Consider the following 20,695-nt stretch of genomic DNA (forward strand, 5'->3'; position numbering starts at 1 on the left):
GACGAAATGGGCGTATTTCACCAGATCGGGAAGCCTTTTTCAGGAAAACTTTGGAAACCCAGCCCATGGCCCGCCGATCCGGAGCGCTCGGCAAATATGAAAAAATCATTGACATGAATCGTTTCAGCAAGCATTTTTCCCAGCAATCCGATAGCCATCCACCGGATATTTCCTGTCCAGGGAAGGGGCGGACAACAGCACTTCAACACAATAATTCACAAGAATTGAATTTCTGGAGACGCAGCCATGTCGACACGTCGAGAATTCGTACACCGGGACAAGCTCCTGCCCTTCATCCTGCTGGTCTGCTGCTTCGCCGCCTGGGGCGTGGTCGGGACCATGACCGATCCGCTCGTGCAGGTCTTCAGCACGGTCTTCAGCATGAGTACCCTGCAGGCCTCGCTGGTCCAGTTCGCCTACTACGGGGCGTATTTCCTGCTAGCCATCCCGGCGGCCCTCATCAACCAGCGCTATTCCTACAAGACCGGCGTGCTGGTCGGCCTGGGCCTGGCCATCTGCGGGGCGCTGCTCTTCTATCCCGCCAGCCTGGCGATGACCTACGGCCTGTTCCTGCTCGCGCTGTTCACCCTGGCCGGCGGGCTGGCGATCCTGGAAACCTCGGCCAATCCCTTCGTCATCTCGATGGGGCCTGAAGGCAACGCGACCCGCCGGCTGAATCTCGCGCAGTCCTTCAACCCGGTCGGGACCAACATCGGCGTCCTGCTGGCGGCCACCCTGATCCTGCCGAACCTGAACTCCGCCACGGCCGTCGATCGGGCCACGATGAGCCAGGCGGACCTGCTCGCCATCCGCTCGACCGAACTGCAGGCGGTCATGCTGCCCTACGTCGGTTTCGCCTTCGTCCTGCTGGCGATCTGGATCGGCATCGCCCTGACCCGCATGCCGGCCCAGGAGAAAGCGAAGGCGAAGGAAGCGCAGCCGGGCAACGGCGAGTTCGCCGCCATTTGCGGGCGACTGTTCCACAACGCGCATTACCGCTGGGGCGTCGTGGCGCTGTTCTTCTACATGGCGGCGCAGACCTGCACCTGGACCTTCACCATCCAGTACGCGCAGCAGGCCACCGGCGCCACCCCTGCGGCGGCCGGGATGTATCTGCAATACAGCATGATCGTCTTCCTCGTCGCGCGCTTCGTGGCGACCTGGGCGATGGGTTATATCCGTCCCTCCATGCTGCTGGTGCTGCTCGGGTCCGCGGCCACGGGCCTGACCTTCTATGCCGCCCTCAACCCCGACCTTTCGGGCGTCTGGGCGCTGGTGGCGGTCTCCGCCTGCCTCTCGCTGATGTTCCCGACCATCTACGGCATCGCGCTGATGGGGCTCGACGAGACGGAGGCCAAGTTCGGCTCGGCGGGGCTGGTCATGACGCTGCTGGGCGGCGCACTGACGCCGATGGTCCAGGGCGCGGCGATCGACGCCTTCGGTGCGGCGACCTCCTTCGTGGTGACGGGCGCCTGCTTCCTGCCGGTGGCGGCCTACGGCCTGTTCCACCTGAGCACCTCGAAGGCCGGCCTGTTCGACTTCCGCTCCACCGCCCGCAAGGTGGCCAAACCCGCCTGAATACGGCACCCGGAAACGAACAGCGGCGCCCAGGGCGCCGCTGTTCGTTTCGGAGCCGCGAACCGGCCGGCTACACCTCTGCCGACGCGACAGGTGCAGGTTGCCGAGGCGCCTGCAGTGCCGGAAGGCGCAATCGTCCCGGGCGCTAACGACGGCCGACTCAGGAAGCGAAGACCTTGCCCGGATTCATCAACCGTGCAGCTGCCTTCGGCGCCCAGCGACAGGGGGAACAGGCGCCCGGCCTCGGCAGCGGCCTCCTGCAGCCGCTGCAGGACGACGCCAGCCACGGGTGGTCACCGGCGAGCCGCCGGTCATTTCCTTCCTGGTGTACCCCTCGAGGCGGCAAGGCCTTCGCCCTCTTCCGCTCCCGCGGAGCACCATAAAAAAGGCGCACTCGTGGTGCGCCCTACTGCAGGAACCAGAAAATGTGCGAGGGTCGCGCCACGCCGCTTGTGGCAGCGCCGCGCCTTATGGAACTGCCGCCCAGAGCAGCGCCATAACCGGTGCGAAGAGCTGTCAGACCGGGGTCAGCAGCTCTCCCTTGTCGATGAACGCCTGCAGGTTGGCGATGACCAGCTCCTCCATCTGCAGGCGGGTTTCCTCGGTGGCGCTGCCGACGTGCGGCAGCAGCACCACGTTGGGCATGTCCAGCAGCGCCGCCGGCACCTGCGGCTCGCGTTCGAAGACATCAAGAGCCGCGGCGCCGAGCCGGCCCTCGGCGAGCGCGGCGACCAGCGCCGCCTCGTCGACCACCGAGCCGCGCGCCACGTTGACCAAGAGGCCCTTCGGCCCCAGCGCCGCGAGCACCTCGGCATTCACCAGATGATGGGTCGAAGGTCCCCCCGGACAGGTCAGCACCAGGAAATCGGCCCACTGCGCCAGCTCCACCAGGGAAGCTGAGTAGCCGTAGGGGCAGCCGGCCAGCGGCCGGCGGTTGTGGTAGCGCACCTGCATGTCGAAGCCGCTGGAGCGCCGCGCCAGCGCCTGGCCGATGCGGCCCAGGCCGACGATGCCCAGGCGCTTGCCGCTGACCCGGGTGGCCAGCGGGAAGTTGCCGATCAGCCACTGGCCGGCGCGAACGAAGCGGTCGGCCTCGGCGATCCGCCGCGCGCCGTCGATCAAAAGGCCCATGGCCAGGTCGGCGACGCATTCGTTGAGCACGTCCGGCGTGTTGCTGAGCGGGATGCCGCGCCGGCGCACCGGCTCCAGCGGGATCGCGTCGTAGCCGACGCCGAAGCTGCAGATGGCGCGCAGGTTGGGCAGCGCCGCAAGCATCGCCGTCGTGCAGCCGAAGCGCGCCGAGGTGACCAGCACCTCGAACTCCGCGCCGCGTTCGGCGAGGAAGGCCGGGCCGTCGGCCTGCTTCCAGTACGGCTCGGCGCCGTACTCCTCGGCCATGCGCCGGTTGAAGCGCTCGCTCAGGCTGCCGACCTGCAGCACTTTCAGTCCCTTCATCGAAAATTCCTCAGCTGGGTTCGGGAGACGGGCCTCAGGTTACCGGCGCCGGATTGAACAGCACCAGGTCGTTGTGCAGGCGGTGCCGCTCGGCCCAGGTGCGCGTGCGGCCGCTGGCCACGTCGAGGTAGAGCCGGAAGATTTCCCAGCCCAGTTCCTCCAGCGACAGCCGTCCGGAGGTCACCCGCCCGGCGTCCACGTCGATCAGGTCCGGCCAGCGCTCGGCCAGTTCGGTGCGGGTGGCCACCTTGATCACTGGCACCATCGCCAGGCCATAGGGCGTGCCGCGCCCGGTGGTGAAGATGTGCAGGTTCATCCCGGCGGCCAGCTGCAGGGTGCCGCAGATGAAGTCGCTGGCCGGGGTGGCGCAGAACTGCAGGCCCCTGCCCTTGACCCTCTCGCCCGGCGCAACCACGCCGGCGATGGGGCTGGAGCCGGACTTGGCGATCGAGCCCATGGCCTTCTCGACGATGTTGTTCAGCCCGCCCTTCTTGTTGCCGGGGGTGGTGTTGGCACTGCGGTCGGCCATCCCCCGCTCCAGGTAGCGGTCGTACCAGTCCATCTCGCCGATCAGCGCATCGGCCACCTCGGGCGTCGCCGCCCGCGGGGTGAGCAAGTGGATGCCGTCGCGCACCTCGGTGTTCTCCGAGAACATCACGGTGGCGCCGGCGCGCACCAGGAGGTCCGCGGCGACGCCCAGCGCCGGGTTGGCGGTGATCCCGGAGAAGGCATCGCTGCCGCCGCACTGCATGCCGACCACCAGCTCGGAGGCCGAACAGGTCTCGCGGCGCCGCGCGTCGAGCAGCTTGAGGCGCGCCTCGATCAGGCCGAGGATCTGCTCGACCATCCCGGCGAAGCCGTTGCCCGACTCCTGCAGGCGGTACAGCCACTGCTGCTCGCTCATCCCGCTGGTCAGCGCATCGCCCGGCATCAGCTGGACCGGCTGCAGCTTCTCGCAGCCGAGGCCGATGACCAGCGCCTGGCCGCCGAGGTTGGGGTTGCGGGCCAGGTTGAACAGGGTGCGGATCGGGATCACCGCATCCGGCGCGTTGATCGCCACGCCGCAGCCGTAGCTGTGGGTCAGGGCGATCACGTCGTCGACGTTGGGGTATTTCGGCAGCAGCTCCTTGCGCGCCCGCTCGACGCAGTGCTCGAGCACCCCGGCCACGCACTGCACGGTGGTGCTGACGCCGAGCAGGTTGCGCGTGCCGACGCTGCCGTCGGGATTGCGGAAGCCCTCGAAGGTGTAGCCCTCCAGCGGCTCGAGCGGCGCGGCGACCTGGGTCGCCCGCGGCAGGTTGTCCAGCGCCGGCGGCTCCGGCATGCGCAGGTGCGCCTCGGTCACCCAGCTGCCGCGGGAAATCGGCTGCAGGGCGTAGCCGATGACCTGGCCGTAGCGCACCACCTCGGCCCCTTCGGCGAGGTCCGTCAGCGCCACCTTGTGGCTCTGCGGGATGTTTTCGACAGCTTCCAGACCGTCGGTGAAGCGGCTGCCGGCCGCCACGCCCTGGTCGTTAACCACCACGCCGACGTTGTCGTCCGCGTGCAGGCGGATGTAGCGCGGCGAATCCTGATGTTCGATCAACATGACACTACCCTCGTACGGATTTCACACGGACGCCGCGCTGCCCTGGGGACCGAGCGGGCTGGCCGGGGCCTCTTCGTTGCGGGCCGAGCCGCCCTGGTTCGGGCCGTCCTTGAGTTCGACGCGCTGGATGCGGCCGACGATCACCAGGTAGCTGAACACCGCCACCAGCGCGTTGGCGCCGACGTACACCAGCGCCCACTTGAAGGAGCCGGTGGCACTGATGATGTAGCCGATGACGATCGGCGTGGTGATCGAGGCGATGTTGCCGAAGGTGTTGAACAAGCCGCCCGACAGACCGGCGATCTGCTTCGGCGAGGTGTCCGCCACCACCGCCCAGCCCAGCGCGCCGAGGCCCTTGCCGAAGAACGCCAGGGTCATGAAGCCGACCACCATCCACTCCGCCTCGACGTAGTTGCAGAACACCATGCTGGTGGAGAGCAGCAGGCCGGTGACGATCGGCAGCTTGCGCGCCAGGGTCAGCGAATGGCCGCGGCGCAGCAGGGCGTCGGAGAGCACCCCGCCCAGCACGCCGCCGATGAAGCCGCAGAGGGCCGGCAGCGAGGCGATGAAGCCGGCCTTGAGGATCGACATGCCGCGCTCCTGCACCAGGTACACCGGGAACCAGGTGAGGAAGAAGTAGGTGATGCCGTTGATGCAGTACTGGCCGAGGTAGACGCCGACCAGCATGCGGTTGGTCAGCAGCTGGCGGATGTAGTCCCAGCGCGGCCCCTGCCCGCCCGACTTGCGGGCGCTGTCCATGTCGACCAGGCCGCCGTTCTGCTCGATGTGCTCCAGCTCGGCCGGGTTGATGCGCGGGTGTTCCTTGGGGTTGTAGATGGTCTTCAACCAGATGCCGGAGAAGACGATGCCGAGCACGCCCATCATGATGAACACATGCTCCCAGCCGAACTTGTGGACGATCCAGCCCATCAGCGGAGCGAACAGCGCGGTGGCGAAATACTGCGCGGAGTTGAACACCGCCGAGGCCGTGCCGCGCTCGGCGGTGGGGAACCAGGCGGCGACGATGCGCGCGTTGCCGGGGAACGACGGCGCCTCGGCGAAGCCGACCAGAAAGCGCAGCATGAACATGGTGGTCACCGCCCAGGCCACCGGCATGCCACCGACGAAGCCCTGCAGCAGGGTGAACAGCGACCAGGTGAAGATGCTCACCGCATAGACGCGCTTGGAGCCGAAGCGGTCGAGCAGCCAGCCGCCGGGGATCTGCCCCAGTACGTAGGCCCAGCCGAAGGCGGAGAAGATGTAGCCGAGGGTCACGGCGTCGAAGCCGAGATCCTTCTGCATGCTGGAGCCGGCGATGGAAATGGTGGCGCGGTCGGCGTAGTTGATCGTCGTCACCAGGAACAGCATCAGCAGGATCAGGTAACGCACGCGGGTTTGCTTGATGGCTTGCATGGCGTTGGGTTCCACGAATTGTTTGTTGTTGTGTGGACGGCCGGGCGAAGCGGCACCCCCGGAGACGAAGCCGCTCCGGGGGCGCGCTGGGCTTACTGCGGGCCGAGCTTCCTGATCAGCGCGGCAAGGCGCTCGTACTCGTCGGGCAGCAGGTCGGTCAAGGGCGCGCGCACCGGGCCTGCGTCGTGGCCGACGATCTTCGCCCCGGCCTTGACCATGCTCACCGCATAACCGGCGCGGCGGTTGCGGATCTCCAGAAGCGGCAGGAAGAAGTCGTCGATGATCTTGCCGACGGTGACCTGATCGTCGGCGGCGATCGCCTTGTAGAACTCCATCGCGGTGCGCGGGATGAAGTTGAACACCGCCGAGGAGTAGACCGGCACGCCCAGGGCCTTGTAGGCCGCGGCGAAGACTTCGGCGGTCGGCAGGCCGCCCAGATAGGTGAAGCGCTCGCCCAGGCGGCGGCGCACCGAGACCATCAGCTCGATGTCGCCCAGGCCGTCCTTGTAGCCGATCAGGTTCGGGCAGCGCTCGGCCAGCTGCTCCAGCAGGCTCGGGGTCAGCCGGCAGACGTTGCGGTTGTAGACCACCACGCCGATCTTCACCGACTTGCAGATCGCCTCGACGTGGGCGGCGACGCCTTCCTGGCTGGCTTCGGTCAGGTAGTGCGGGAGGATCAGCAGGCCCTTGGCGCCCAGGCGCTCGGCCTCCTGGGCCATGTGGATGGCCTGGCGGGTCGGGCCGCCGACGCCGGCGAGGATCGGCACGCTGCCGGCGCAGGTGTCCACTGCGGTCTTGATGATCTGCGGGTACTCGTGGATATCCAGCGAGAAGAACTCGCCGGTGCCGCCGGCGGCGAACAGGGCGCTGGCGCCGTAGGGGGCCAGCCACTCCAGGCGGCGGGCGTAGGACTCGGCATTGAAGTTGCCGGCAGCATCGAAGTCGGTGACCGGGAAGGACAGCAGACCGGAGGAGAGGATGGACTTGAGTTCTTGTGGAGTCATTGGTCGAGCACCCTGCGTGGTGAGGTGGAAGTCACCGGTCGGCGACCGGGCTTGGAAATAAGTTATCGTATGACTTCCGTAAAAACTAGCCCCTCTCCGTGCCTTTTCCAGCGTATCCAGCGCCTGGCAGCATTTCTCGAAAAACCAAAAAACCTCTACATTTCGATAAATTTATTTATAAATCATCGAGTTACTGAGTGCTTGCAGCAGTTTCTCGGAACAACCCAGCCTCTCGAATCCGACAAGCAGTCATCGTATCTTTTCACAAGGGATGCCGTGAGCAGGAGCGAAACCGCGGCGGCGCGCGGCCATGTCCGCCTGAGCGGGAGCGGATACTCACGGCATCGCAGGCCGTCGCCGGGGATTTCCGCGATGCGCGGCGAGAAGCCGGGGCCGGCGCGACCGGCGAGCAGTCGCGAAAGCAGGTCAGCGCATGACGATGGAGGCTTGCACACGCCACGCCGGCTTCGGTCCGGGCGCTCGGCGCTGCAAGGGGAGGATGGCGAAGGACCAGGCCGGCGGCGCGGACCGCGATCCGTACGCCGGGGCGGGGGGATCAGGCCGGCTCGGAACCGGCCTGCTGGGATTCGGCCTCTTCGTGGGCCTGGCGCAGACGTTCGCGGCTGTTGGTCAGGTGCAGGCGCATGGCGGCGCGGGCCGCCTCCGCGTCCTGGCGGGCGATGGCCTCGTAGATTTCCTCGTGCTCGCGGCTCAGCCGCGCCTGGTACTGCTGCTGGTCGGCATGGGCGATGTGCGCCGAGTCCAGGCGGGTGCGCGGAATGATGCTGGTGCCGAAGTGGCTCATGATGTCGGTGAAATAGCGGTTGCCGGTGGCCAGGGCGATCTGCATGTGGAACTGGAAGTCGCTGGCGACCGCATCGCTGGCCTGGCTGGCGCGGTTGAAGGTGTCCAGCGCCGCGCGCATGGCGGCCAGCTGCTCGGCGCTGCGCCGGCGCGCGGCCAGGCCGGCGCACTCCACCTCGAGGCTGACGCGCAGCTCGAGGATGGCCATCACGTCGCGCAGGGTGACGATGGTCGCCGGGTCGATGCGAAAGCCGCTGGTGCTCGGCGTGTCCAGCACGAAGGTGCCGATGCCGTGGCGCGTCTCCACCGTGCCGGAAGCCTGCAGGCGCGAGATGGCCTCGCGCACCACGGTGCGGCTGACCCCGTGGGCCTCCATGATTTCCGACTCGGTGGGCAACTTCTCGCCGCGCTTGATCTGCCCCTCGCGGATCTGCCGGGTCAGCTCGGCCACCAGGTCCTGGGCAAGGCTGCGGCTCTTGCGCCGCGGGCGCGGCAATGTGCTGTCGTTGCTCATCTCGATGCTCGGTATCGGTTGCAGTCCGGGAGCCCATCATACCCCTCGCCGTTGTACGACAACAGCGACAATTGTCGGAGCGCCGGCAGAACGGACGCCCTGTCCCGCCAGGCCGTGATACCCGTCAAGACTTCGCCAGCCGCGCCTTCGGCCACAGGGCCCCGCCGCCTAGACTGGAGCGCTTCGCCCACCGAGCAAGGATGCCTCGATGACCCGCCGGATCGCGCTTTCCGTTGTCTGCCTGTTCGCCCTCCCCGCGCTCGCCGCGCCCTGCCCCGACTGGCCGGAAGCCCGCGCCGGCACCGAGCTGGCGGCGCTCGCCGAGCGCCTGCGCCAGTGGGACGACGCCTACCACCGCGACGGCCGCACGCCGGTGGCGGACGAGCTCTACGACCAGGCCCGCGCCCGCCTCGCCTTCTGGCGCCAGTGCTTCCCCGCACAGGCCGGCGCATCGCCCGAGACCCTCGCCGGCAGCGCCGGCCCCCTGCCCCACCCGCTGCCGCACACCGGCCTCGCCAAGCTCGACGAGGCGGCCGTGCGGGACTGGATGGCCAGCCGCGAAGACCTCTGGATCCAGCCCAAGGTCGACGGCGTGGCGGTCAGCCTGGAATACCGGGACGGTCGCCTGCAGCGCGCCATCAGCCGCGGCGACGGCCGTCGCGGCCAGGACTGGACGGCCCAGGCGCGACGCCTGCCGGCGGTGCCGCAGGAAATCGCGGAGCGGCGCCGGCTGATCCTGCAGGGCGAACTCTACTGGCGGCTGCCCGGCCACGTGCAGGCCGCGGCCGGCGGCCGGGGCGCGCGAAGCCGGGTCGCCGGCCTGCTGGCGCGCCAGACGCTGGACGAGGCAGAGGCCGCCGGGATCGGCCTGTTCGTCTGGGACTGGCCGAACGGCCCGACGGAAATGACCGGGCGGCTGGACGGCCTGGAGCGGCTCGGCTTCGCCGACGCGCGCCGCTACAGCCAGCCGGTGGCGGATTTCGCCGCGGCCCGCCAGTGGCGTGAACGCTGGTACCGCGAGCCGCTGCCCTTCGCCAGCGACGGCGTGGTGCTGCGCCAGGGCCGGCGTCCGCCGGGCGAGCGCTGGCAGGCCGAGCCGCCGCACTGGGCGGTAGCCTGGAAATACCCGCTCGCCCAGGCGCTGGCCGAGGTGCAGGCGGTGCGCTTTCGCATCGGCCGCAGCGGGCGCATCACCCCGGTCGTGGAGGTGCAGCCGGTGCGCCTGGACGACCGGCAGATCCGCCGGGTCGCCCTCGGCTCGCTCGGCCGCTGGCAGGCGCTGGACATCCGCCCCGGCGACCAGCTGGCGATCCGCCTGGCCGGGCTGAGCATCCCGCAGGTCGACAGCGTGGTCTGGCGCGCTGCCGAACGCCCGGCGCTGGCGGCGCCCGATCCGGCCGCCCATCACGCGCTGAGCTGCTGGCGGCCGACGGCGGGCTGCGAGGAGCAGTTCCTCGCCCGTCTCGACTGGCTGGGCGGCCGGCACGGCCTGGCCCTCGGCGGAATCGGCCGCGGCACCTGGGAAGTTCTGCTGGAGAACGGCCGGCTCGACGACCTGCTCGACTGGCTGGAGCTGGACGAGGCGCAGCTGGCCGGCCTGCCCGGCTTCGGCGAACGCAGCGCCGGCCTGCTGGCCGAGCGTTTCCGCACGGCGCGGCAACGGCCCTTTCCCGTCTGGCTACGGGCTCTGGGTCTGCCGCCGAGCGGCGAGGCGGCGCTGCCGCCCGCCTGGGAGGAACTGGCCGGGCGCAGCCTGGAGCAGTGGCAGGGCGAGCCGGGCATCGGTCCCGGCCGCGCCCGCCGGCTGCAGGCCTTCTTCCGGCATCCCGAGGTGCAGGCGCTGCGGCAACGGCTGCAGGCGGCGGGTGTCGAGGGCTTCTAAAGCGATGCGCTGGAAAACGCTGCGCGGTTTTCCAGCCTACGATGCCGGGCCGAGCCGCAGGGTGAATAACGGCGCAGCCTTATCCACCGGGCACGCTTTCCCCAGGCACCCTCAGTAGGCGCGGAACTCCCGGTGACAGGCCTCGCAGGCATCCTCCACGCGCTGCACGTGCGGCGCCAGGGCCTTGGGCTCCAGCGGCCGGACCGCGGTCGCCGCGACCAGCGCCGCGGTGCTCTGCTCCAGGTCGCCGGCCAGCTGGCGGAAGCGCTCCTGGCGCTGCCAGAGCTCGTCGCGGGCGCTGCTGTCCTCTTCCCTGACCTGCGGGAAGTGCTGCCAGGGCTGGCGCGACAGCTCGTCGAGGCGCGCCGCGCCGGCGGCGAAACGCTGCTCGTCGAAGCCCAGCCGGCCGCGCAGCATGCCGCCGAGGTCCTCGCTGGTCTTGAGCATCTGCTTGAAGAGCGCCTGGCGCTTGCCGAGCGGCGAGTCGGGATCGACGCCGTTGCAGGCGACCAGGGCCAGGGCGACCACGCCCAGCAGAATCGGCTTGAAAGTCATGGCTCGTTCGGGGGTTGCTGGCGAAGGGCGGCGATTATCCCCCGTCGCGCCGGCCATTGCCACGACCCGCGCCCCCTTGGGGTTTGCCGGCGCAGGCGGCTATAATCGGACGGATTTTTCGCGGCCGACTCCGCTTCGGCCGTTCCCGCCACCCTTCCGAGGGGCGCTGCAGCAGGCCGGCCATCGGCCTGTCAGGCTCGGAAGGGGCGTTTTCCGAACGCATCAACGGCGCCCATTCGCACATTACGAATGGAGACTCTGCATGAGCGCTGTCATGACGCCTGCCGCTTTCACCGACTACAAGGTCGCCGACATTGCCCTGGCCGACTGGGGCCGCAAGGAAATCATCATCGCCGAATCCGAAATGCCGGCGCTGATGGGCCTGCGTCGCAAGTATGCCGCCGAGCAGCCGCTGAAAGGCGCGAAGATCCTCGGCTGCATCCACATGACCATCCAGACCGCGGTGCTGATCGAGACCCTGATCGCCCTGGGGGCGGAAGTGCGCTGGTCGAGCTGCAACATCTTCTCCACCCAGGACCAGGCCGCCGCGGCCATCGCCGCCGCCGGCATCCCGGTGTTCGCCTGGAAGGGCGAAACGGAAGAAGAGTACGAGTGGTGCATCGAGCAGACCCTCCTCAAGGACGGCCAGCCGTGGGACGCCAACATGGTGCTCGACGACGGCGGCGACCTGACCGCCATCCTGCACCAGAAGTACCCGCAGATGCTGGAGAAGATCCACGGCATCACCGAGGAAACCACCACCGGCGTGCACCGCCTGCTCGACATGCTCAAGGCCGGCACCCTCAAGGTCCCGGCGATCAACGTCAACGACTCGGTGACCAAGAGCAAGAACGACAACAAGTACGGCTGCCGCCACAGCCTGAGCGACGCCATCAAGCGCGGCACCGACCACCTGCTGTCCGGCAAGCAGGCGCTGGTGATCGGCTACGGCGACGTGGGCAAGGGCTCGGCGCAGTCGCTGCGTCAGGAAGGTATGATCGTCAAGGTCTCGGAAATCGACCCGATCTGCGCCATGCAGGCCTGTATGGACGGCTTCGAGCTGGTTTCCCCGTACCTGAACGGCGAGAACGACGGCAGCGAGGCCAGCATCGACAAGGCCCTGCTCGGCAGGATCGACTTGATCGTCACCACCACCGGCAACGTCGCCGTATGCGACGCCAACATGCTGAAAGCGCTGAAGAAGCGCGCCGTGGTGTGCAACATCGGCCACTTCGACAGCGAGATCGACACCGCCTTCATGCGCCGTAACTGGGCCTGGGAAGAGGTCAAGCCGCAGGTGCACAAGATCCACCGCACCGGCGCCGGCAGCTTCGATCCGCACAACGACGACTACCTGATCCTGCTCGCCGAGGGCCGCCTGGTGAACCTGGGCAACGCCACCGGCCACCCGAGCCGGATCATGGACGGCTCCTTCGCCAACCAGGTGCTGGCGCAGATCCACCTGTACGGCGAGCGCTTCGCCGACCTGCCGGCGGCCGGGAAGGCCGCGCGCCTCTCCGTAGAAGTGCTGCCGAAAAAGCTCGACGAGGAAGTGGCGCTGGAGATGGTCAAGGGCTTCGGCGGCGTGATTACCCGCCTGACCGGCCAGCAGGCCGAGTACATCGGCGTCAACGTGGAAGGCCCGTTCAAGCCGGACACCTACCGCTACTGATCGTAGGGTGGGTTAGGCCGCAGGCCGTAACCCACCGACCGGCCATCGGGCCGGTAATGGGGATGCCTGCCGGCATCCCTGGCGGGTTACGCCGCGTTGCGGCCAGCCCTCCCTACGCATTCAAGGACCCTATCCATGTCCCAGGAACGCCGCTACAGCTTCGAATTCTTCCCGACCAAGACCGAGGCCGGGCACGAAAAACTGATGACCGTGGCCCGCCAGCTGGCCGGCTACGACCCCGATTTCTTCTCCTGCACCTACGGCGCCGGCGGCTCGACCCGCGACCGTACCCTCAACACCGTGCTGCAGCTGGACGGCGAGGTGAAGGTGCCGACCGCGCCGCACCTGTCCTGCGTCGGCGACAGCAAGGCCGAACTGCGCAGCCTGCTGAACACCTACCAGGACGCCGGCATCCGCCGCATCGTCGCCCTGCGCGGCGACCTGCCCTCGGGCATGGGCATGGCCAGCGGCGAGCTGCGCCACGCCAGCGACCTGGTGGAATTCATCCGTGCGGAAACCGGCGAGCACTTCCACATCGAGGTCGCCGCCTACCCGGAGATGCACCCCCAGGCGCGCAACTTCGAGGACGACCTCCGCCACTTCGCCGCCAAGATGCAGGCCGGGGCGAACAGCGCGATCACCCAGTACTTCTTCAACGCCGACAGCTACTTCCACTTCGTCGAGCGGGTGCGCAAGCTCGGTGTGGAACAGCCGATCGTCCCGGGCATCATGCCGATCACCAACTACAGCAAGCTGGCGCGCTTCTCCGACGCCTGCGGCGCGGAACTGCCGCGCTGGGTGCGCAAGCAGCTGGAGGCCTACGGCGACGACCTGGAGAGCATCCAGGCCTTCGGCGAGCAGGTGGTGACCCAGATGTGCGAGAAGCTGCTCGACGGCGGCGCGCCGGGCCTGCACTTCTACACCCTGAACCAGGCCGAACCCAGCCTGGCGATCTGGAACAACCTCGGACTGCCGCGCTGAGGCGCCTGCCCGTCGCCGCACCGCGCGGCGGCGGGCACACTTCCCGAGCGCGCGGCTCTGATATACTCCCAGCTTCCGCCAGGCTTGCGCCCGGCTGCTCGGCCCACGCAGGCCCAGCAAGACCGGTCGGGGTCACGCCCTCTCGCGTGATTCGCGCCCGGCACGTTCGTACCTTCGGGCCCCGCCCTAACCAGACAGGATTTCCCATGTCCTTTGCTTCCCTCGGGCTCTCCGAGGCATTGGTCCGCGCCGTCGAGGCCGCCGGCTATGCCCAGCCCACTCCCGTGCAACAGCGGGCCATCCCCGCCGTGTTGCAGGGCCGCGATCTGATGGTTGCCGCCCAGACCGGCACCGGCAAGACCGGCGGCTTCGCCCTTCCCGTACTCGAACGACTGTTCCCCGGCGGCCATCCCGACAAGGAGCACCGCCACGGCCCGCGCCAGGCCCGCGTGCTGGTGCTGACCCCGACCCGCGAACTGGCCGCCCAGGTGCACGACAGCTTCAAGCTCTACGCCCGCGACCTGAAACTGGTCAGCGCCTGCATCTTCGGCGGGGTTGGCATGAATCCGCAGGTCCAGGCCCTGTCCCGCGGCGTCGACGTGCTGGTGGCCTGTCCCGGACGCCTGCTCGACCTGGTCGGCCAGGGTAGCGTCGACCTCTCCCACGTGGAGATCCTGGTGCTCGACGAAGCCGACCGCATGCTCGACATGGGCTTCATCCACGACGTGAAGAAGGTCCTCGCCCGGCTTCCAGCGAAGCGGCAGAACCTGCTGTTCTCGGCGACCTTCTCCCAGGACATCATCAACCTCACCAACAAGCTGCTGCACGATCCCGAACGCATCGAGGTGACGCCGCCGAACACCACGGTGGAACGCATCGAGCAGCGCGTCTTCCGTCTGCCGGCCAGCCACAAGCGCGCCCTGCTCGCCCACCTGGTCACCCAGGGCGCCTGGGAGCAGGTGCTGGTGTTCACTCGCACCAAGCACGGCGCCAACCGCCTCGCCGAATACCTCGACAAGCACGGCCTGCCGGCTGCAGCGATCCACGGCAACAAGAGCCAGAACGCCCGCACCAAGGCCCTGGCCGACTTCAAGAGCGGTGCCATCCGCCTGCTGGTGGCCACCGACATCGCCGCCCGCGGCCTGGACATCGACCAGTTGCCCCATGTGGTCAACTTCGAACTGCCCAACGTCGAGGAGGACTATGTCCACCGCATCGGCCGCACCGGCCGCGCCGGGCGCAGCGGCGAGGCGATCTCGCTGGTCGCGCCGGACGAGGAGAAGCTGCTCAAGTCGATCGAGCGCATGACTCGCCAGAGCATCCCGCAGGGCGACTGGGCGGGCTTCGACATCAGCGCCGTCGAGGCGGAGAAGCCCGAGGTCCGCGAGCCGCACCCGCCGCGCAACGCCGGCAGCGCCGGTCGCAAGGACAAGGGCAAGGACAAGGGGCAGGAAAAACCCCGGGAGAAAACCGCGGAAAAGGCCCGCGGCAAGGAGCGGCCCCAGCAGGCCAAGGGCGGCGGCCAGCCGAACCGGCCGGCGCAGAAGGCCAAGGAGCAGCCTGCCCGCCAGGCGATGGCCCCCAACCTGCCGCCGAATCGCGATCCCGAGGAGTTCCTCGACGACGAGATCGACAACTTCGGCAACCGCGCCGACTACGTCAGCCCCTACCAGAACAAGCAGCAGCGCGGCCGCCGTCCCGGCGCGCCCGGCCAGACGGCCGGCGCCAACCGCGGCCCGGCTCAGAACCAGGGCCCGCGCGCTCCGAAGCGCCAGGGCCAGGGCTCCGGCCAGCCGCGCCGCGCTCCGGTACCAGCCTACCGCAGCGAGCAGCCCCGCGAGGAAGCGCCGCGCAAGCCGGAGCGGCAGCCGCTGATCCTGCACAAGGAGTCGAAAAGCGACCGCTTCCCCACCGCGGAACAGCTCGACCAGCTGACGGAACGCCGCCCGCGCAGCGAGAAGCCGGCACTGCTGACGCGCAACCGCGAGGAGTGAGGCGGACACCCTCCTCCGTTCACAAAACGCCAGACCGTGGAAAACACGCTGCAGCGGCTTGAACAAACGCCCCGACGTGCTCGGGGCGTTTGCTTTTGGGTCCTTGGCAGATCCTGAAAACGGGCAACGGCCCGGTTTTCATCCAGTCTGTTCGCGTCGGCTTTTTTCGGTCGGCAAGCCACTCACGGCTCAATCGATGACGATGTTCTTCTTGACCGGGCAGGTGACCAGGCGGCCGTCGTCCGGCATCTTCAGGGACAGGGCATAGGCGCCCGGCTTGAGGGAGGACAGGTCGGCCTGGAACAGGAAGCCGGACTTCAGGAAGCCGTCCTGCTTGAACGCGGCGGCTACGTCGGGGCGGTCGATCCTGTGGGGAGCTTCGAGGGAATAGGAAAAACTGCCTGAATCCTTCAGGAATACCTGAAGTGTTGCTGGAACCGTGTTGGTGGTGCTGTCCACCGCCCAACCAGCGAACTCCACGACTCCCGCCTTGACGCGCACCAGCGGGTCCGCCTTGCCGTTGATCGCATCCAGCGAGCATTTGTCCGAAAGGACGGTGACGACGCGAGACGCGGAATCGTCCGGAGCGCATCCGGCAATGGCCGCCAGCACGGCGGCCGACATCAGCGCGATGATGGTTTGTCGATGCAAGGCTCGCTCCTCGAAGGCCGCGCGCATTCTGCTGCAAACGCGCCGAGGGTGCCAGACCGGCCTTGCATGGGGAGAGCGCCTGCGCAATGCCGCTCCTCGCGGGCGAGCGGCATTGCGGCTGCGTGCCGGCTTTTGCGGGCGGTCGCCTACTGGCGCACGCCCTCCACCGAGAGGATCAGCTCCACCTCCTGGGAGGCCGGGCCGAGCTCCTTCTGGATGTCGAAGTCCTTCAGCTTCAGCTTGGTGCTGCCCTCGAAGCCGGCGCGGTAGCCGCCCCAGGGGTCCTTGCCCTCGCCGATGAACCTGGCGGCGATCACTACCGGCTTGGTCACGCCGTTGAGGCTCAGGTTGCCGAGGATGTCGAAGCTGCCATTGCCGTTGGGCTTGACCTGGGTGGATTCGAAGGTCGCGGTCGGGTGCTTGGCGACGTTGAGGAAATCCGGGCTGCGCAGGTGCTTGTCGCGCTCGGCATGGTTGGAGTCGACGCTGGCGGTCTTCAGCTTCACCTGAATCTTGCTCGTCTCGGGCTGGGCGGCGTCGAAGCTGAAGTGGCCGTCAAAATCGCGGAAGGTGCCGTACAGCCAGCTGTAGCCCAGGTGGCTGATCTTGAAGTTGACGAAGGCGTGCTGGCCTTCCTTGTCGATCAGGTAGTTGGCGGCCATGGCCTGGCCGGCGCCGAGCAGGGCAGAACCGAGCGCCAGGGCGGCGAGTGTCTTCTTGAGCATGGGATTCTCCTTGGTTAGCGGATGTCGCGGCCGAGCATGCGGGCCAGGGTCGCGTCACGGTCGATGAAATGGTGTTTCAGGGCAGCCAGGGCATGCACGACGGCGAGTCCGACCAAAGCCCAGGCGAGCAGCTCGTGCACCTCGCCGGCGAGGTCTTCCTGGTTGGGCAGGCCACTGAGCAGCGCCGGCACCTCGAACCAGCCGAACACCGGGATCGGCCGGCCGTCGGCGGTGGAGATCAGGTAGCCGGAGATCATCAGCGCGAACAGGCCGAGGTAGAGCAAGGCGTGGCCGGCCCGGCTGCCCAGCCGGGTCAGCCGGCCGTGGCTGGGCAGGGCCGCCGGCGGCGGGCTGACCAGGCGCCAGGCGAGGCGCAGCAGCATGACCAGGAACAGCAGGATGCCGACGCTCTTGTGGATGTCCGGGGCGCTGCGATACCAGGGGCTGTAGTAGTCCAGGCCGCCCATCCACAGGCCAAGGCCGAACAGGCCGAAAACCGTCAGCGCCACCGCCCAGTGCAGCAGGATGCTGACCAGGCCGAAACGGAGGGGGGAGTTGCGCCATTGCATGTGCGACATTCCTTGGCTTGGGGATGTGCACAGCCTAGCGGCTCATCTATCGATTTAAAGCGGAAATTTTCGCTTTAAAAGATCGAATCGTTCGATAGTCGAACGATTGTACCGGCGCGGCCATGGCGACCGCGCCGGTAGGCCCGTCAGCGGAACAGCTGCGTCAGCCGGGAGAAGAAGCCTTCCTTGCGCTCGCCCTCGGCCGGTGGCTCCGCCACGGGCGCAACCTTGGTCTGGGCGACCGCCGGCTGGTCCAGCCGGGTGATCTGCGGCGCCGGCACCGGCCGCCCGGCGCGCAGCTCGCGCAACTGCTCGGCGGCGCGCTTGCCGCTGCGCAGAGCGCCTTCCAGGGTGCCCGGATAGAGCGCATCGGTATGCTCGCCGGCGAAGGCCACGCGCTCCAGCGGCTGCTCCCAGAGCCGCCAGTAGCGGCTGATCTGCCCCGGCCCGTAGGCCAGGTAGGCGCCGCCGAGGCCGCTGTCGCCGCTGTAGCGGCGGATCTCGTAGCCGGTGTAGGCGCCGCGGGCCTTGGGGTAGTGCTCGTGCAGGCGGATCAGCAGCTGGTCGGCCACCTGGCGGTCGCCGAAGGCCTGCAGCAGGCGGGCGTTGTCGCCGGACAGGTTGACCAGCACGTTGGCGCCGCCCTTGGTCGCCGGCTCGATCCACAGCATGCCGAGGCCTTGGTTGCTGTAGATGTTGCCGCTCATGCGCGCCTTGCTCTCCCACACCGGCGTCTTGAACTTCAGCAGCAGCTGGTCGCGCCAGCCGTAGCTGGTGCCCTTCAGCGCACCGCGGTGGCGCTCCGGCAGCGCCGGGGTGAACTGGATCTGCCCGAGGGCCCGCAGCGGCACTGCCAGCACCAGGTAGTCGGCGCTGTAGCTGGCGCTCCCGGCCTTGATCGTCACCCCCGCGCGATCCTGGCTGATCGCCGACACCCGCACGCCGGTCTTGACCGTCTTCAGCTCCTTGGCCAGGGCCTGCGCCAGCACCGGGCTGCCGCCGGGCAGGCGGGCGCTGCGCAGCTCGCCCTCGTCGACGCCGCGGTAGACCCGGCCCTGCTGGGCGAGGTAGAGCAGCGACAGGCGCGACGGCTCGTCGTAGTGCGAGCGGATGCGCTGGTTGACCAGCTGGCGGGCGGTGGTCGGCAGCTTCAGCTCGTCCAGCCAGCGCGCCGCATTGCCCTGGTCGAGGGCGAACAGCTTGCGGTCGGCGGCCGGATTGAGCGGGTCCTTGATGGAAGCCGCCAGTTCGTCGAGCGCCTGCTCGTAGCGCTTCAGGCCGTCGGCGACGGCCGGCTGCTTCTGCGCCAGCTCGGCGGCGCTGAAATAGCTGCCGTCGATCAGGTAGCCGGAGCCGCGCACCGCCTCGGGCGCCGGCTGAGTCTTCAGTTTGAAGTGCGTCAGGTAGGCATTGAGCAGCGGCTGGACCCTGGCGCTGCCGATCCACTCGCCGCCGGCCAGGCCGGAACGCCCGCCGGCGCTGCCGCGGGCCTCCAGCAGGGTGACCTGCCAGCCGTCGCGCTGCAGCTCCCAGGCCGCGGCCAGGCCGGCCAGGCCGCCGCCGACGACCAGCGCCGTCGGCTGTTTCTCCTTGCCCAGCGCCACCACGCTGAACAGCCCCATCCCGACAAGCGCGGACACCCGCAGCCAGCTCCGGAACATCTTTCCGCCCCCGAATCAATGAGTTGACGCACAGCCTCGCGGTGCGCGGCGCGGAGCATACGCCAGCGCCCTGCCGGCAGCCAGCCATCAGCGACGCCAGGCAGCAAAGCGCGGCGCAGCTCTGCTAGGCTCTCGCCGATCGTTTCCCGGAGAGCCCCATGAGCCTCAACGCCGACTGGATGCAGCGCGACCTCGCCGTGCTCTGGCATCCCTGCACCCAGATGAAGGACCACGAACGCCTGCCGCTGATCCCGATCCGCCGAGGCGAGGGCGTCTGGCTGGAGGACTTCGACGGCAAGCGCTACCTCGATGCGGTCAGCTCCTGGTGGGTCAACGTGTTCGGCCATGCCAATCCGCGGATCAACGCGCGGATCAAGGCACAGCTGGAAAGCCTGGAGCACGTGATGCTCGCCGGCTTCAGCCATCAGCCGGTGATCGAGCTGTCCGAGCGCCTGGTGGCCGTCACCCCGGCCGGGCTGGATCGCGTGTTCTACGCCGACAACGGCTCCTCGGGCATCGAGGTGGCGCTGAAGATGAGCTTCCATTACTGGCGCAACTGCGGCCGGGCGGAGAAGAAGCGCTTCGTCACCCTGACCAACAGCTACCACGGCGAGACGGTGGCGGCGATGTCGGTGGGCGACGTGGCGCTGTTCACCGACACCTACAAGCCGCTGTTGCTGGACACCCTCAAGGTGCCGAGCCCGGACTGCTACCTGCGCCCGCAGGGGGTGAGCTGGGAGGAGCATTCGCGGACGATGTTCGCCCACATGGAGCAGACTCTCGCCGAGCATCACGGCGAGGTCGCCGCGGTGATCGTCGAGCCGCTGATCCAGGGCGCCGGCGGCATGCGCATGTACCACCCGGTGTACCTCAAGCTCCTGCGCGAGGCCTGCGACCGCTACGGCGTGCACCTGATCCACGACGAGATCGCCGTCGGCTTCGGCCGCACCGGCAGCATGTTCGCCTGCGAGCAGGCCGGCATCGCCCCGGATTTTCTGGTGCTGTCCAAGGCGCTCACCGGCGGCTACCTGCCGATGGCCGCGGTGCTCACCACCGATACCGTCTACCAGGCGTTCTACGCCGACTACGCCACCCTGCGCGCCTTCCTGCACTCGCACACCTACACCGGCAACCCGCTGGCCTGCGCCGCCGCCCTGGCGACCCTGGACATCTTCGAACAGGACGACGTCATCGAGCGCAACAAGCCGCTGGCCGCGCGCATGGCCCAGGCCACCGCGCATCTCGCCGATCACCCGCACGTCGCCGAGGTGCGCCAGACCGGCATGGCCCTGGCCATCGAGATGGTCGCCGACAAGGCGGACAAGACCCCCTACCCCTGGCAGGAGCGCCGCGGCCTGGCCGTCTACCAGCATGCCCTGTCGCGCGGCGCCCTGCTGCGCCCGCTGGGCAGCGTGGTGTACTTCCTGCCGCCCTACGTGATCACGCCGGACGAGATCGACTTTCTCGCCGAGGTGGCCAGCGAGGGCATCGACCTCGCCACCCGCACGGCGGTCAGCGTGGCCGTGCCAAGCGGCGCACCTGCCGAGTTCCGCGATCCCGGGTAGGGCGGGTGCAACCCGCCACCAATGGCAAAGGCTCGATCCACAATGGCGGGTTGCACCCGCCCTACGGCCAGCGGTTAAGCTTGC

At 68.5% G+C, this 20,695-nt stretch carries 16 protein-coding genes, 1 pseudogene and 1 riboswitch; of the genes and pseudogenes, 6 read left to right on the forward strand and 11 right to left on the reverse strand.

The features are described 5' to 3' along the window. Positions 1-17: 17 nt before the first annotated feature. On the reverse strand, positions 18-158 hold the full coding sequence (locus ACG10_RS23890) for a hypothetical protein (RefSeq protein WP_157731489.1): 141 nt from the start codon (positions 156-158) through the stop codon (positions 18-20). Between the two features lie 88 nt (positions 159-246). Here ACG10_RS23890 and fucP point away from each other — a divergent pair, with 88 nt between their 5' ends. Next, entirely contained in the window at positions 247-1,578 is a 1,332-nt protein-coding gene (gene fucP / locus ACG10_RS19940; RefSeq protein ID WP_089169539.1) for an L-fucose:H+ symporter permease, read from the forward strand. Between the two features lie 516 nt (positions 1,579-2,094). Here fucP and ACG10_RS19950 read toward each other — a convergent pair. The 5 genes from ACG10_RS19950 to ACG10_RS19970 form a co-directional block, all read right to left on the reverse strand. Beyond that, positions 2,095-3,033, reverse strand: a complete 939-nt coding sequence (locus ACG10_RS19950; RefSeq protein WP_089169541.1) for a 2-hydroxyacid dehydrogenase — start codon at positions 3,031-3,033, stop codon at positions 2,095-2,097. Between the two features lie 34 nt (positions 3,034-3,067). After that, entirely contained in the window at positions 3,068-4,621 is a 1,554-nt protein-coding gene (gene garD / locus ACG10_RS19955) for a galactarate dehydratase (RefSeq protein ID WP_089169542.1), read from the reverse strand. A gap of 21 nt (positions 4,622-4,642) precedes the next feature. After that, entirely contained in the window at positions 4,643-6,034 is a 1,392-nt protein-coding gene (locus tag ACG10_RS19960; RefSeq protein WP_089169543.1) for an MFS transporter, read from the reverse strand. A gap of 92 nt (positions 6,035-6,126) precedes the next feature. Next, entirely contained in the window at positions 6,127-7,038 is a 912-nt protein-coding gene (gene kdgD, locus ACG10_RS19965) for a 5-dehydro-4-deoxyglucarate dehydratase (protein ID WP_089169544.1), read from the reverse strand. 556 nt (positions 7,039-7,594) lie between these two features. Continuing rightward, on the reverse strand, positions 7,595-8,356 hold the full coding sequence (locus ACG10_RS19970) for a FadR/GntR family transcriptional regulator (RefSeq protein ID WP_089169545.1): 762 nt from the start codon (positions 8,354-8,356) through the stop codon (positions 7,595-7,597). A 208-nt stretch (positions 8,357-8,564) separates the two neighbouring features. Between ACG10_RS19970 and ligB the strand changes: the two genes are divergently transcribed. Next, positions 8,565-10,238, forward strand: coding sequence for an NAD-dependent DNA ligase LigB (gene ligB, locus ACG10_RS19975; RefSeq protein ID WP_089169546.1), 1,674 nt, complete (start codon positions 8,565-8,567; stop codon positions 10,236-10,238). Positions 10,239-10,349: 111 nt separating this feature from the next. Here ligB and ACG10_RS19980 read toward each other — a convergent pair whose 3' ends face one another. Beyond that, a complete protein-coding gene (locus ACG10_RS19980; RefSeq protein WP_198318978.1) occupies positions 10,350-10,793 on the reverse strand; it encodes a c-type cytochrome in 444 nt (147 codons plus the stop codon). Between the two features lie 152 nt (positions 10,794-10,945). Further along, positions 10,946-11,034: riboswitch (S-adenosyl-L-homocysteine riboswitch) on the forward strand. A 21-nt stretch (positions 11,035-11,055) separates the two neighbouring features. On the opposite strand from ACG10_RS19980, the gene ahcY reads away from it, so the two are divergent. From ahcY to ACG10_RS19995, 3 genes are all read left to right on the forward strand, one after another. Then, on the forward strand, positions 11,056-12,465 hold the full coding sequence (gene ahcY, locus ACG10_RS19985; protein ID WP_089169548.1) for an adenosylhomocysteinase: 1,410 nt from the start codon (positions 11,056-11,058) through the stop codon (positions 12,463-12,465). A gap of 135 nt (positions 12,466-12,600) precedes the next feature. Next, positions 12,601-13,446: a methylenetetrahydrofolate reductase [NAD(P)H] gene (gene metF, locus ACG10_RS19990; protein WP_089169549.1), complete on the forward strand. Its 846-nt coding sequence runs from the start codon at positions 12,601-12,603 to the stop codon at positions 13,444-13,446. 206 nt (positions 13,447-13,652) lie between these two features. Further along, on the forward strand, positions 13,653-15,440 hold the full coding sequence (locus ACG10_RS19995) for a DEAD/DEAH box helicase (RefSeq protein WP_157731490.1): 1,788 nt from the start codon (positions 13,653-13,655) through the stop codon (positions 15,438-15,440). A gap of 189 nt (positions 15,441-15,629) precedes the next feature. On the opposite strand, the gene ACG10_RS20000 is transcribed toward ACG10_RS19995, so the two are convergent. The 4 genes and pseudogenes from ACG10_RS20000 to ACG10_RS20015 form a co-directional block, all read right to left on the reverse strand. Beyond that, positions 15,630-16,091, reverse strand: coding sequence for a hypothetical protein (locus ACG10_RS20000; protein WP_157731491.1), 462 nt, complete (start codon positions 16,089-16,091; stop codon positions 15,630-15,632). Positions 16,092-16,237: 146 nt separating this feature from the next. Beyond that, positions 16,238-16,816 carry a YceI family protein gene (locus ACG10_RS20005; RefSeq protein ID WP_089169551.1) on the reverse strand — a complete coding sequence of 193 codons (579 nt, stop codon included), beginning with the start codon at positions 16,814-16,816 and terminating at the stop codon, positions 16,238-16,240. A 14-nt stretch (positions 16,817-16,830) separates the two neighbouring features. Next, complete coding sequence (locus tag ACG10_RS20010) at positions 16,831-17,385, reverse strand: cytochrome b (protein ID WP_089169552.1); 555 nt, start codon at positions 17,383-17,385, stop codon at positions 16,831-16,833. 164 nt (positions 17,386-17,549) lie between these two features. Next, positions 17,550-19,046 (reverse strand): annotated as a pseudogene (locus ACG10_RS20015) (flavin monoamine oxidase family protein); the annotation flags it as partial. A 158-nt stretch (positions 19,047-19,204) separates the two neighbouring features. Between ACG10_RS20015 and ACG10_RS20020 the strand changes: the two are divergent. Next, positions 19,205-20,611 (forward strand): adenosylmethionine--8-amino-7-oxononanoate transaminase, encoded by a 1,407-nt coding sequence (locus ACG10_RS20020; RefSeq protein ID WP_089169554.1) that lies wholly within the window; start codon positions 19,205-19,207, stop codon positions 20,609-20,611. Positions 20,612-20,695: the final 84 nt, after the last annotated feature.

Origin of the sequence: Azotobacter chroococcum, from assembly GCF_002220155.1 — a bacterium.
GTDB lineage: Bacteria > Pseudomonadota > Gammaproteobacteria > Pseudomonadales > Pseudomonadaceae > Azotobacter > Azotobacter chroococcum.

Excerpts from the sequence above, each read along its gene's own strand:
- ACG10_RS23890 (WP_157731489.1), bottom strand. The coding sequence starts at position 158 with ATGGCTATCGGATTGCTGGGAAAAATGCTTGCTGAAACGATTCATGTC.
- fucP (WP_089169539.1), top strand. The coding sequence starts at position 247 with ATGTCGACACGTCGAGAATTCGTACACCGGGACAAGCTCCTGCCCTTC.
- ACG10_RS19950 (WP_089169541.1), bottom strand. The coding sequence starts at position 3,033 with ATGAAGGGACTGAAAGTGCTGCAGGTCGGCAGCCTGAGCGAGCGCTTC.
- garD (WP_089169542.1), bottom strand. The coding sequence starts at position 4,621 with ATGTTGATCGAACATCAGGATTCGCCGCGCTACATCCGCCTGCACGCG.
- ACG10_RS19960 (WP_089169543.1), bottom strand. The coding sequence starts at position 6,034 with ATGCAAGCCATCAAGCAAACCCGCGTGCGTTACCTGATCCTGCTGATG.
- kdgD (WP_089169544.1), bottom strand. The coding sequence starts at position 7,038 with ATGACTCCACAAGAACTCAAGTCCATCCTCTCCTCCGGTCTGCTGTCC.
- ACG10_RS19970 (WP_089169545.1), bottom strand. The coding sequence starts at position 8,356 with ATGAGCAACGACAGCACATTGCCGCGCCCGCGGCGCAAGAGCCGCAGC.
- ligB (WP_089169546.1), top strand. The coding sequence starts at position 8,565 with ATGACCCGCCGGATCGCGCTTTCCGTTGTCTGCCTGTTCGCCCTCCCC.
- ACG10_RS19980 (WP_198318978.1), bottom strand. The coding sequence starts at position 10,793 with ATGACTTTCAAGCCGATTCTGCTGGGCGTGGTCGCCCTGGCCCTGGTC.
- ahcY (WP_089169548.1), top strand. The coding sequence starts at position 11,056 with ATGAGCGCTGTCATGACGCCTGCCGCTTTCACCGACTACAAGGTCGCC.
- metF (WP_089169549.1), top strand. The coding sequence starts at position 12,601 with ATGTCCCAGGAACGCCGCTACAGCTTCGAATTCTTCCCGACCAAGACC.
- ACG10_RS19995 (WP_157731490.1), top strand. The coding sequence starts at position 13,653 with ATGTCCTTTGCTTCCCTCGGGCTCTCCGAGGCATTGGTCCGCGCCGTC.
- ACG10_RS20005 (WP_089169551.1), bottom strand. The coding sequence starts at position 16,816 with ATGCTCAAGAAGACACTCGCCGCCCTGGCGCTCGGTTCTGCCCTGCTC.
- ACG10_RS20010 (WP_089169552.1), bottom strand. The coding sequence starts at position 17,385 with ATGCAATGGCGCAACTCCCCCCTCCGTTTCGGCCTGGTCAGCATCCTG.
- ACG10_RS20020 (WP_089169554.1), top strand. The coding sequence starts at position 19,205 with ATGAGCCTCAACGCCGACTGGATGCAGCGCGACCTCGCCGTGCTCTGG.